The sequence below is a fragment of the Parafrankia irregularis genome, from assembly GCF_001536285.1.
Taxonomy (GTDB): Bacteria; Actinomycetota; Actinomycetes; order Frankiales; family Frankiaceae; genus Parafrankia; species Parafrankia irregularis.
The window spans coordinates 422,653-435,113 of sequence record NZ_FAOZ01000005.1; the positions used below are offsets into that span (position 1 = coordinate 422,653).

Annotated in this window: 10 protein-coding genes; 1 reads left to right on the top strand and 9 read right to left on the bottom strand. The window is 71.1% G+C overall.

The window, feature by feature from the left end; all coding sequences use genetic code 11:
• The 7 genes from AWX74_RS10865 to AWX74_RS10895 all read right to left on the bottom strand — a co-directional run bounded on the left by AWX74_RS10865 (position 1) and on the right by AWX74_RS10895 (position 9,839).
• A complete protein-coding gene (locus tag AWX74_RS10865; protein WP_006544182.1) occupies positions 1-234 on the bottom strand; it encodes an RNA-binding protein in 234 nt (77 codons plus the stop codon).
• Positions 235-675: a 30S ribosomal protein S16 gene (gene rpsP, locus AWX74_RS10870; protein ID WP_054565001.1), complete on the bottom strand. Its 441-nt coding sequence runs from the start codon at positions 673-675 to the stop codon at positions 235-237. It abuts the gene before it with no gap.
• A gap of 263 nt (positions 676-938) precedes the next feature.
• Positions 939-2,519, bottom strand: a complete 1,581-nt coding sequence (gene ffh, locus AWX74_RS10875; RefSeq protein WP_091274724.1) for a signal recognition particle protein — start codon at positions 2,517-2,519, stop codon at positions 939-941.
• 495 nt (positions 2,520-3,014) lie between these two features.
• Positions 3,015-4,328, bottom strand: coding sequence for a signal recognition particle-docking protein FtsY (ftsY, locus tag AWX74_RS10880; protein WP_091274483.1), 1,314 nt, complete (start codon positions 4,326-4,328; stop codon positions 3,015-3,017).
• Between the two features lie 199 nt (positions 4,329-4,527).
• Positions 4,528-8,292: an AAA family ATPase gene (locus tag AWX74_RS10885; protein ID WP_091274727.1), complete on the bottom strand. Its 3,765-nt coding sequence runs from the start codon at positions 8,290-8,292 to the stop codon at positions 4,528-4,530.
• Between the two features lie 537 nt (positions 8,293-8,829).
• Complete coding sequence (locus tag AWX74_RS10890; RefSeq protein ID WP_006545265.1) at positions 8,830-9,027, bottom strand: hypothetical protein; 198 nt, start codon at positions 9,025-9,027, stop codon at positions 8,830-8,832.
• 500 nt (positions 9,028-9,527) lie between these two features.
• On the bottom strand, positions 9,528-9,839 hold the full coding sequence (locus tag AWX74_RS10895; protein ID WP_006545266.1) for an acylphosphatase: 312 nt from the start codon (positions 9,837-9,839) through the stop codon (positions 9,528-9,530).
• Positions 9,840-9,872: 33 nt separating this feature from the next.
• Between AWX74_RS10895 and AWX74_RS10900 the strand changes: the two genes are divergently transcribed.
• Positions 9,873-10,250 (top strand): hypothetical protein, encoded by a 378-nt coding sequence (locus AWX74_RS10900; protein WP_054565005.1) that lies wholly within the window; start codon positions 9,873-9,875, stop codon positions 10,248-10,250.
• Positions 10,251-10,419: 169 nt separating this feature from the next.
• On the opposite strand, the gene AWX74_RS10905 is transcribed toward AWX74_RS10900, so the two are convergent.
• Together AWX74_RS10905 and mutM are read right to left on the bottom strand one after the other, a co-directional pair.
• Positions 10,420-11,184, bottom strand: coding sequence for a DUF2786 domain-containing protein (locus tag AWX74_RS10905; protein WP_006545269.1), 765 nt, complete (start codon positions 11,182-11,184; stop codon positions 10,420-10,422).
• Between the two features lie 308 nt (positions 11,185-11,492).
• The gene (gene mutM, locus AWX74_RS10910) at positions 11,493-12,443 is read right to left on the bottom strand and encodes a bifunctional DNA-formamidopyrimidine glycosylase/DNA-(apurinic or apyrimidinic site) lyase (protein ID WP_091274486.1); all 951 of its coding nucleotides are present in this window, start codon (positions 12,441-12,443) and stop codon (positions 11,493-11,495) included.
• Positions 12,444-12,461: the final 18 nt, after the last annotated feature.

Below are 12,461 nucleotides of genomic sequence, written 5' to 3' on the forward strand. Positions count from 1 at the left end.
TCACCGGTCCACGTCGACAACGTCGATACGCAGACCGCGACCGCCCACACCGCCCATCACGGTACGCAGCGCCCGGGCTGTCCGGCCACGACGACCGATCACCTTGCCGAGGTCGTCGGGATGCACCCGCACCTCCAGCGTCCGGCCGCGCCGGTTACTCGACAGATCGACCCGCACATCGTCGGGATAGTCGACGATGCCGCGGACGAGGTGTTCGAGAGCCGCCTCGAGCACCTACTGCCCCGCGACCGGCTCTGCGGACGCCGTCTCGGCGTCGTCGGCGGCAGCCGACTTCTTCGCCTTCTTCGGGGTCGTCGCCGGCTTGTCCGCCGCGTCGGCGGCCGCACGGGCAGCCTCCTGGAAGACCTCGCGCTTGTCGGCCTTCGGCGCCGGGAACCTCATCGGCGGAGGCGCCGGCAGGCCCTTGAACTTCTGCCAGTCGCCAGTCACCTTGAGGATCGCCAGCACCGGCTCCGTCGGCTGCGCGCCGACCGAGAGCCAGTGGCCGACGCGCTCCGCGTCGACCTTGATGATGCTCGGGTCCGACTTGGGGTGGTACTGCCCGATGGCCTCGATGACCCGGCCGTCCCGCTTGGTACGGGCGTCGGCGACGACGATGCGGTAGTGCGGCTCGCGCATCTTGCCGAGGCGCTGAAGTTTGATCTTTGTTGCCACGGTGGTCGAACGGCTCCAGACATATCGATGACCACCAGAGCTACACGGGCACCCGTGACACCCCGATGGCGGGAGAACACCGCCGACGACAGACCACCCTGGCACTCCCCCAGAACTCCGGGGAACACGCCCGATGGCGGCCACGCCGACGCCGGCAGGCAACGCCGGTATGACCTTACAGTCTGCCAGATCACCTGCCGGGACCGCGCCCGGGGAGTCGGGAGCGTTCCCGATCGACCCCGGCCACCGCGCCCCGATCGGTGTCAGCGGCCTGAACGGGGGCGCCGCGGCGGGGTCCCCTTGCCGCCAGAACCGTTGCCGCCGAGGCCGCTCTGCTGAATCAGAGCCGAGAGGTCCGGCATGCCCTCGGGCCCCGGGGCCATGCCCGGACCGAGCGCGGGCGGCCCGTCCTGCCCGGTCTTGCGGTCCTGCGACTGCGCGGCCCGGGCCGCCGGGTTTCCGCTGCGGCGCGCGCCTTTGCCCTTCTTCGGCGCCTTGCGGGCCTGCGCGGCCTTCCCCCGGCCCAGGCCGGGAATCAACCCGGACCCGCCGGCCATCTGCTTCATCATCTTGCGGGCCTCACCGAAACGGTCCAACAGCTGGTTGACCTCGGTGACGGTGACTCCGGAGCCACGCGCGACGCGGGCCTTCCGGGACGCCTGCAGGATCTTCGGGTCGCGCCGCTCGGCCGGGGTCATGGAGCGGATGATGGCGACCACCCGGTCGAGGTCGCGATCGTCCACCTGGGCGAGCTGATCCTTGATCTGCCCCATGCCGGGAAGCATGCCGAGCAGGTTGCCGATCGGGCCCATCTTGCGCACGGTCAGCATCTGCTCGAGGAAGTCCTCGAGGGTGAACTCGGCGGTGGCCATCTTCATGGCCATCGCCTCGGCCTGCTCGACCTCGAACGCCTTCTCGGCCTGCTCGATGAGCGTGAGCACGTCACCCATGCCGAGGATGCGCGACGCCATCCGCTCGGGGTGGAAGACGTCGAAGTCCTCGAGGGACTCGCCGGTCGAGGCGAACATGATCGGCGCGCCGGTCACCCGGGCCACCGACAGCGCGGCGCCACCACGGGCATCGCCGTCAAGCTTGGTCAGGACGACACCGGAGAAACCGACGCCGTCGGCGAACGCCTGGGCGGTGGAGACCGCGTCCTGACCGATCATGGCGTCGAGGACGAAAAGGATCTCGTCCGGCGAGACCGCGTCCCGGATGTCGGCGGCCTGGCGCATCATCTCCTCGTCGACACCGAGCCGGCCGGCGGTGTCGACAACCACCACGTCGAAGACATGGCGGCGGGCGTGGGCGAGCGCATCCCGCGCGACCCGGACCGGGTCACCGACGCCGTTGCCCGGCTCGGGCGCGAACACCTCGACCCCGGCCCGGCCTCCGACGACCTGGAGCTGGTTCACCGCGTTCGGGCGCTGCAGGTCGGCGGCCACGAGCAGCGGGGTGTGCCCCTGGGCCTTCAGCCACCGGCCGAGCTTGCCGGCGAGGGTCGTCTTACCGGTGCCCTGCAGACCCGCGAGCAGGATCACGGTGGGCGGCGTCTTCGCGAAGCGCACCGTGGTGGTGCCGCCACCGAGGATGGCGACGAGCTCCTCGTTGACAATCTTGATGACCTGCTGCGCCGGGTTGAGCGACGCGCTCACCTCGGCGCCGCGCGCCCGCTCCTTGACGGCCGCGACGAAACCGCGGACCACGGGGAGGGCGACATCGGCCTCCAGCAGCGCCACCCGGATCTCTCGGGCGGTGGCGTCGATGTCGGCGTCGGTCAGCCGCCCCCTGCCCCGCAGCGACGTGAAGACCTTGTCGAGGCGGCTGGAAAGGGTGTCGAACACGCGCACACACTCCGAGATCGCAGACGAACCGCAGCCACCAGCGTACGCATCACTCGCTGATCCGGAAGCGGGGGTCGGGACGACAGTCGACGCCGATGTGGACGCCGGCCCTGCCCAGCCGAGCCCAGGCCGGCCCAGCCCACAGGCCGGCCCGGCCCGGCGAGGCGTGCCCGCACGGAACCCGGCACGAGGCCGGCCGGCTCCGCCCTCTGCGCTGAGGAGGGCGAGACACCTCGCCGGAGGCTCAAAGCCCGACCGAAACTCCTGGCGGACGCTCGGTGACGACCGAGGCGCTCCTGGTCGAGACTGGGCGCGGCAGTCCGCGGATCCCGACGGATCCGCACACGCGGAAAGCGTAGAGCTGCGGCTGGCCGCTGGGAAGGCCGGCGACAACCAAGAATGTGGTCCCTGCGTCCACCGGCAACACGCCCTGCCGGCAGGACGTCCTGCCGGCAGGGCGCCCGAGGACGACGGGGCCGCCGACGAGCCGTCAGGTCAGGCCGGCTCGCCCAGCAGTGCGTCGACGAACGCCTCGGCCTCGAACGGCGCGAGATCGTCCGGGCCCTCGCCGAGCCCGATCAGCTTGACCGGCACACCCAGCTCCCGCTGCACCGCGATGACGATGCCCCCCTTGGCCGTCCCGTCCATCTTGGTGAGAACCACACCGGTGATGTCGACGGCCTCGGTGAAGACCCGCGCCTGGGTGAGGGCGTTCTGACCGGTGGTGGAGTCCAGCACCAGCAGGACCTCGTCGACCGGGCTCTGCTTGACCACCACTCTTTTGATCTTGGAGAGCTCGTCCATCAGGCCGACCTTCGTGTGCAGCCGACCGGCGGTGTCGACGAGCACCGTGTCGGCGCCGTCATCGATCCCGCGCTTCACCGCGTCGAACGCGACGGACGCCGGGTCACCGCCCTCCGGGCCACGCACGGTCGTCGCGCCCACCCGGCCACCCCAGGTCTCCAGCTGGTCCGCCGCGGCCGCCCGGAAGGTGTCCGCCGCGCCCAGCACGACGGATCGGCCCTCCGCCACGAGCAGACGGGCGATCTTGCCGCAGGTCGTGGTCTTGCCGGTGCCGTTGACGCCCACCACGAGCAGGATGGCCGGCCGGTCCGGCGCACTGGTGCGAAGCGACCGGTCCATGCTCGTGCCCACCTGGGCGAGCAGCTCGTCGCGCAACATCGCGCGCGCGTCGGCCGCCGTGCGAGCGCCGAGCACCTTCGTCCGTTCCCGCAGCGCGTCCACCATCTCCGCCGTGGCGGCCACCCCGACGTCCGCGACGAGCAGCGTCGACTCAACGTCCTCCCAGGCCTCCTCGTCCAGGTTGTCGCCCGAGAGCAGCGCGAGCAGGCCGCGGCCGAGCGCGTTCTGGGATCGGGCCAGTCGGGCGCGCAGCCGGACGATCCGACCCATCGCGGGAGCCGGAACCTCCAACGGGGCACGCGGAGAAACAATCTCGGGCTCCGCCGTCACCGCCCCACCGGCGGCCGGAGCAATCTCCTCCGCCGGCTCGGTCGCCCCGCCCGGCGCTCCGGCCTGACCGGCCAGTTCAGCCGGCTCGGCCGCCGGTTCGGGACCGCCTGGACGAGCCACCGCAGGCGGTGCGCCCGCAGCGAGGCCGGGCGAGGCGCCGGGTGCGACTTCGGTGGCGGAACCGGGCGACGCGGCGCCCGCGTCGAGGCCGCTCGAGTCCGGGCCCGGTCGGATCGGGCCCCGCCGGGTGCGCCCCCGAAGCGCGCTACCTGCGACGAGACCAACGACCCCCACCAGGGCGACGGCGATGAGGACGATGAGGATGACCAGCTCCACGCCACGATCCTTACAGATCGCGGCGCGACCATCGCCCGTCCACCCCCGGTGCTATGGCGAACGGGGTGGCCAGACCGTGGGGTTTCGGGCGCCGACGCCGGCGGCGGCGCCGGTGACGGGAGGCGCCGGTGGCGTTGATGGCGGCGCCGGTGGCGTTGATGGTGGCGCCGAACGTGCCGAGCCCGGCCGGAGCGGCAGGTCAGGCTGAGGCGCGGGCGCGCAGCCGCTGACTGATCACGGTCGTGATGCCGTCGCCGCGCATCGCCACGCCGTAGAGCGCGTCCGCGATCTCCATCGTCCGCTTCTGGTGCGTGATGATGATCAACTGGGACTTCTCCCGCAGGCCCTCGATGGCGTTGAGCAGCCGGCCGAGATTGCGGTCGTCCAGCGCGGCCTCGACCTCGTCCAGAACGTAGAACGGCGACGGCCGCGCCCGGAAGATGGCCAGCAGCAACGCGAGCGCGGTCAGTGACCGCTCACCGCCCGAGAGCAGGGAAAGCCGCTTGACCTTCTTGCCGGGCGGTCGGGCCTCGACCTCGATACCGGTCGTCAGCATGTCGTCCGGATCGGTCAGGACAAGCCGGCCATCACCCCCCGGGAACAGGGTCGCGAAGACGATCTCGAACTCCCGTGCGGTGTCGGCGAACGCGGTGGCGAACACCTCGCGGACGCGGGCGTCCACCTCGTCCACCACGAGCAGAAGGTCACGTCGTGTGCTCTTCAGGTCTTCCAGCTGGGTGGACAGGAACGCCGCGCGTTCCTGCAGCGCGGCGAACTCCTCCAGCGCCAACGGGTTGATCTTCCCCAGTCGGGTGAGCTGCTTCTCCGCCCGCGCCGCCCGCTCGACCTGCTGCGCGCGGTCGAACGGCGTCGCCTCGCCTTCGGGCTCGTCCGGAGGTACCGGCACGTCCGGGCCGAACTCGGCGACCAGGTCGTCGGCCTCGACGCCGTGTTCCTCCAGGGCCTTGGCCTCCAGCGTCTCCACCCGCAGGCGCTTCTCGGCTCGCGCCAGCTCCTCGCGGTGAGCGGCGTCACGCAGGCCCGTCAGCTCGGTGGCCCAGCCGCGCACCTGCTCCCGGACAGTGCCCAGGGCCTCCTCGGTCTCGCGCCGGGCGGCCTCGGCGGTCTCCCGCTCCGTGGCGGCGGTGGCCAGCGATCGCTCCAGTGCGTCCAGCGCGGTGTCCGCGGCCGCGGCGAGGGCAGCCGCCGCGGCGGCGTGGCGTTCACGTACCTCTCGGCGGCGAGCGGCAGCCGCCCGCGCCGCCCGCTCGTTCGCCGCCGACCGCATGAGTGCGTCCGCCCGGCCGTGCAGACCACGCGCGCGCTCCTCACTGGTACGCACGGCCAGCCGGGCCTCGACCTCGGCCGCACGAACGGCGGAGGTCTCGGCGACCAGGCGGTCGCGCTGCTGCGGCGAGCGCTCGCCGACGTCCGGTTCGGCGGAGCTAGCCGCAAGCTGCGCCTCCAGCTCCGTCAGGGCGCCGTAGGCCTGGTCGCGGGCGGCCTCCGCCGCGAGCCTGGAACGTTCCAGCCGGCTGATCTCGCCGGCCGCCGTGCCGCGGGTCCGCTCGATCTGGGCGAGATGCTCCGAAAGCGCGCGATGACGGGCATCGGCCCCGTGCCGCTCGGCGAGCACCGCGTCGATCGCGCCCCGAGCCCGCTCCACCTCCGCCCGGGCCGGGCCGAGCTCCTCGCGGGCGGCCTCCCGACGGGCCAGCGCCTCGAGGGACCCGCGGTCCGCCTCGTCCGCGGCGGTCTGGACCTCGAGGACCGATGGCGGCGTGGCGCTGCCGCCCACCGCCGACCGCCGCCCCACGACGTCACCATCTCTGGTGACGACCGTCACATTCGGACGACCGGCGAGCACCTGGGCGGCGACGTCCAGATCGTCCGCGACGACCGCGTCGGCGAGAAGTTCCCGCACCGCGGCGTCGAAACGCGGATCCGTGACCGTGACCAGCTCCAGCGCCGGCAGCGAGCCGGCCGGCAGCGGCTCGGCAACGCCCGGTCGCCGCCCCGGGTCCGCCGAATCCGCCGAATCCACGCCGCCCGCCGCATCCGCGGCAACCAGAGCGGCACGGCCGGCGTCAGCGCCGCGCAACCAGCGCAGCGCGGCGAGCGCGTCCTCGGACCTCCCCACGAGCAACGCGTCCGCCACCGGCCCCAGGGCGGCCGCGATCGCCGCCTGAGCACCCGGTGCGACGGTCACAAAGCTGGCGAGACGTCCGATGATCTCGATGGAGGCGTCGAGCGGAGGGAGCTCCACGACAGCCTCGGCTTCGCCGCGACGCGCCGCGCGGCCCTGCCGTTTCTTCCCCCCGCCACGCCCGCCTCGGTCGCCATCCGCCGACGCGCCCGCGGAAGCCGCCGGCTCCCCCGCCGGCAGCGACGGCAGCGACGGCGATGGCGATGGCGATGCCGCCGACCCGGACGCGGACTCGACCGCGGCGCGCAGCAGCGCGGTGGCGCCGTCAGCCGGAGCGAGCGAAAGCTCCAGCGCCTCCCGACGTGCCTGCCAGGAGGCACGATCGCGCTCCGCGGCCCGTTCGGCGTCCCGCAACGCCTCCAGGCGCTCGCTGGCGGCCTCGTGCACGGCGACCGCCTCGCTGTGCCGTTCCCCGAGCTCCTGGCGTGCCGTCTCGATCCGGGCCAGCTCGGTGTCGAGCGCCGCCCGGGACCCGGCCGTCTCCTCGTCCCGCGCGTGGGCCGCCTGCAGGGCCTCGGTCATCCGGATGATGTCGGCCTCGGCGGACGCGGCGCGCGATCGGGCCGCGTCCACCCGGCCGGCGAGTCGGGCGAGCCCTTCCCGGTGATCCGACGCGGCCTTCGCCGCCGCGAGAAGTGCCTTCTCCTCGTTCGCCACCTGCTCCTCAAGAGAGCCGCGACGGGCAACAACCTCCGCCAGCGTCTCGCGGTCCAGCTCCAGCCGCTCCGTCAGCGCCAGCTCCTGCTCCCGGACCGCCGTCGCCTCCTGCTCCAACTCGTCCGGATCGCGGCCGCTGCGGCTTTCCTCCGCGGCGCCCAGCAGCCGTGACCGCTCGGCCGCGAGGGATCTGCTCCCCCGCAACCGCTCCCGGACGGAGGCGAGGCCGTACCAGGTCTCGGCCGCCTGGGCCGCCTGGGGAACCACCGCGGCGAGACGAGCCTCCAGCTCCGCCTCTCGGCGCTGCCCATCGGCGAGCACGCGCTCGGTGCGGGCCACCCTGGCTCGCAGGGCCTCCTCGTCCGCCGCGTCGGTGACGACGGACGCCCGAGCCGTGGCGAGGTCGTCGGCGAGCAGGCGCAGCCGCGCGTCCCGCAGGCTCGCCTGGATCACGCCGGCCTTGCGGGCGATCTCCGCCTGGCGGCCCAGCGGGCCGAGCTGCCGCCGCAGCTCGGCGGACAGGTCCGTGAGACGGGTGAGGTTGGCGGCCATCGCCTCGAGCTTGCGAAGCGCCTTTTCCTTGCGTTTGCGGTGTTTGAGGACGCCCGCCGCTTCCTCGATGAACGACCTGCGGTCCTCGGGACGGGCATGGAGGACGGCGTCCAGCTGGCCCTGCCCGACGACGACATGAAGCTCCCGGCCGATGCCGGAGTCACTCATCAGCTCCTGGATGTCCAGAAGGCGGCAGGCCGTACCGTTGATGGTGTATTCGCTCTCGCCGCTGCGGAACATCAGCCGCCCGACGGTGACCTCGGAATACTCGATCGGCAACGCGCCGTCGGTGTTGTCGATCGTCAGTAGCACCTCGGCCCGGCCCAGAGCCGGGCGCGCCGGCGTGCCGGCGAAGATGACGTCGGACATCGTGCCGCCGCGCAGCGCCTTCGCGCCCTGCTCGCCCAGCACCCAGGCGATCGCGTCGACCACGTTGCTCTTACCCGAGCCGTTGGGGCCGACGACACAGGTGATGCCGGGCTCGAGGTGCAAGGTGGTCGAGCTCGCGAACGACTTGAAACCCCGCAGGGTGAGACTTTTTAGATGCACCGGGCTCCGGGCGGCGGACGGAACGAAAAAACCGTTACCGGACCGATGGTCCACCGGTCCACGACAAGATCAGCCCAACAACAAGATCATTCCCGGTTGGACCTGCTTATCGTACCGAGCGGCACCCGGAGCCTCGACGCGGCGCCCCGCACACAGGCGCACATGACGGTCATCCGGCGACCTGCCCACCGGATGCGACGCCCGCACCACGCCACGCGTCCGACATCACGCGCCAGGCACCAGGACAGCGCGCCTGCCAGGCGGGCAACGGGCCTGCCGAGACAGGGCGAACGGCACCCCGCCTCGACCAACACCTGCCAACACACCTCAGAACACCACATACAGGGCAACACGAGGACGCGCGAGCACCCACCCCGAGCCAGGCACAGCCCCTTCAAGCACAGCACTCACCCAAAAGGGTGCGCACCAGGGCATGAGGGAGCCCGCCCGGCAAGGAGGTCAAGGACCCTCACCGCGCTCAACCCTGTATGTGGGGCACCCGAAGTGCCCGGATGTGGAACTGCTTGTGAGCTCGGCTCAGGTGAGCGCGGGCTCGACCTCGAGTGCCCGGACGTCAGCGGGTACGTCAACCCCGTCGACGAGCGCCTCGTTCACTGCCCGTACGCGCGCGAGCTCAGCCTCGAGCTCCGCTACCCGGGCGCGAAGACGGCGTACCTCGTACGAGAGACGCATGTCGCTGCCAGAACCGACGTGGCCGAATAGGGCCTTCGCCATGGTGATGGTCCTCCACGATGAGTGACCTAGCGGGATGTGTGGGAGCGACGAGATCAGAACGATCAGAGTGCGCCCCAGAGAATGACCTAAGAATCCCACGTCAGGCCACCGAAAGTCAAGAGCATGCCACAAGGCCCACGTGCGGTCCCACGAACATCAGAAAATCCTCGCCCGCGAACACCCGACGGGACACATGGCGGGACCAGATGCAGCAGGTTCGTCCACGGTTCGGCATGTGGCGCCGGTGACACGCGGCTTGTTCCGCGCCGGCGGGCCGCCACGATCGGGCCCGTCACCAGCCACGATCATCCATGGACGCAGGGAAAGTCGCCGGGTGCGCACCAACCAGGCACATCAATGATCGACGGACGCGCCGTGATCACATGGTCTCGTTGGGCAAAAACACACTTCCGTCAACACGGGCTTCTCTGTGAAGTTCGACTCCGTTCGCACGGACGTCGCCGCGGATTGCTCGCTTGTTCAATCGACGGCGCCGCGCATCAACGTCGAAGGAAGCCCGCCAATCCACCACGTGCCTCACTCCACACGTGCTCGACACGGTCAGTTCGACCCGGTGTGTGCCCGGTCACAAGTAGGTCGAGGAGCGCCTCACAGGCGGCCCGGTCGCCTTCGGCGATCACCGCGACCGCGCCGTCGGGCAAATTCGTCGCAGACCCGGCAAGTCCGAGACGTCGCCCTTTGGTACGGACATAGTCACGGAACCCCACACCCTGAACCAGACCTTCGACCCGGGCGGTGAGGCGGACCACGTCCCTGCTGGAGGCGCCGTTCGTCGCGCGAATCTCGTTCATCGGAGCGGTAGGGTACTAGCCATTGTGGACACCATGTACATCGAGAGCGCGCAGCTCAACAGGGGCACCGAGGCCACCGTTCGCGTGGGGCCGGGGCAGGGGACGCCGTCGAACGGCACCACCATTGGTGACCATGTGCGCACGCCTGGGCGATCAGGCCGTCGCCGGTCGCTCGCGTGCGTGGCCGCCGTCTGTTCGATGGGTACCGCACTCCTGCTCTCCGGCTGTGGGCAGAACTTCTCCCAGGACGGAGGAGTGATCCCGGTTCCGCATGCCAGCACCGAGGGCATCCGGAGTGTCACGCCGGTCCCGGTACCGTCCGAAACCGTCATCGGCCCGGGCTACGCTCCGCCCCGCGGCGAGCGTCCGACCCAGACCGCGGTACCCAACCTCCCCGGCGGCAAGTTGTAGTGGGGCCTGGATCGGCGTGGCCGCCGCGGCCACGCCGACAGAGCTACTTCGCACCAAGAGCTACTTCACACCAGATCCACCGAACATCGGATCCACCGCGATCGGCTGGTTCGCTCGCGAGTACCTCCCGAGCAGCTCAGCCGATCTCCGGTCGTTCCTCCCGAGCAGCTCAGCCGATCTCCGGTCGTTCCTGCGTCGGCACCCGCCGGCCTTCCCCCAGATCCGCCCGCTGGCCGGCCTGGTAGCCGTCCCTGCCACCGGATCCTGAGAGCTGACGCGCGCGCGTCGTGCGCAGCCGCGGATAGACGCGGGCGAGATGCGCCTCGACGAGCCCTTCCCGGCTGGCCAGCACGACCGCGACCGACCTCTGTTCTCCCGCTCCGTCGGCCGCGGTTGTTCTGCCCTCGTTCTCAGCCCTCCTGCGTGCCGCCTCCTCCACGAGCGCGAGCCGATCACGCACCGCGACCGAGAAGCCGGCCATCCAGGATCGCCGGAAAGCTCGCGGATCTTCCCACACCGGCGGCCGCGCCGCCGCGAGACCGTGCGCCTGCTGCACGAGCAACGACGTGTACAGCATCTGGACGCGCTCGATATCCGCCGCCATCCCGAACAGGTGCGCGGTGTGCACGGTCCCGCCGACGCCGCTCGGCGCAGGCACTGTCCTGTGCACAAGGCGGCAGCCCAGCGGGTCCGCCACACTGGCCAACAGCGAGATCTTGTCCCGCGCGTAGGGCGCGTCCACGCTCATCACGACATCGCCCGCGACGGCGCCCGCCGGGGCACCGTCCTCGATGAGGGCACGGTCGATCCCGTACTGGGCGATGAGCTCCGCGGCCTTGGCGTTGTAGTTCTCCCGAGCCGCGTCAGGCAGGCCTTCGGCTTCCGCCATCGCCAGCAGCTTGCGCACCCGGCCGAGCAGAGCATCGGGGTTCATGGCGCCTCCGTCCATGGTCCTTCTCCGGCCTGGATACAGCCGGAGGAGAACACGCCTGTGGGACCTCGCCGAACCGGGCACGACCTTGTCGTCGTCAGCTCCCGGTCACGGCCATGGACGAGGCTGATTCGGATCGAACCTGCAACTATTTGATCAACACGCCTTCTTGATCAATATATCTCCCGAACGGCGCCCGCTCATATCGGGCCACGTTCACGTCGGGCCGACGATCGCGAGTCGGGTTATGTTCACGTCGGCCCGCACCCACCACGAACACACCATCATTGATCGAATGTGTGTTCGAAATCCTACCACCGAGCTCGGCGCGGACGCGGCTGGCACACCGGGCAGGTGTAGCTGGAGCGGTTCATGAACGCCTCGCGGCGGATGGGCGCGGCGCAGCGGGAGCACTGCTCGCCCTCGCGACCGTAGGCCTCCAGGGAGCGCTCGAACAGACCGCTCACGCCCTCGGTGGAGACATACAGCCGGTCGAAGGAGGTTCCCCCCGCGGCCAGGGCTGCCGTCATCACCGTACGGACGGCCTCCAGCAGACGGTTCGCCTCGGCGCGGGAGACCGTCTCGGTGGGGCGCGCGTAGTGCAGGCGGGCCGCCCACAGTGCCTCGTCGGCGTAGATGTTGCCGACGCCGCTGATCAGCGTCTGGTCGAGAAGCGCGCGCTTGAGACCGGTGCGGCGTCGACGAAGCGCGTCGACGAAGCGCTCGACGTCGAAGTCGGCGGTGAGCGGGTCGGGTGCGATGTGTGCGATCGAGGTCGGCAGGTCCGCACCGGAGACCACCGCCAGGCCACCGAACGTCCGTTGGTCGACGAAGCGGAGTTCGCGCCCGCCGTCACCGAAGCGAAACCGGACCCGGAGGTGAACCTGGTCCGGGCTGTCCGACGGGACCACAAGAAGCTGCCCGCTCATGCCGAGATGCCCCAGCAGTGACTCGCCCGCCCCGGCAGCCGCTGCCCCAGCAGCCGCTGCCCCAGCAGCCGCTGCCTCGACGGCCTCGGGCCCGGCAGCTTCGGGCCCGGCAGCTTCGGCGCCCTGCGGAGAAAGACCGAGCCACAAATACTTTCCCCGCCGGCACGCGGTGGTCACGGTCCGCCCGAGCAGGACCGCGGCGAAGTCTTCAGGGCCGGCGGCATGGCGGCGAACCGCCCGTGGGTGATAGACCTCCACGCCGTCGATCACGCGGCCGACCACACCCCGCTCCAGGCCGCGCCGGACGACCTCGACCTCGGGGAGCTCAGGCACAGCGGATCATCGGCGAAC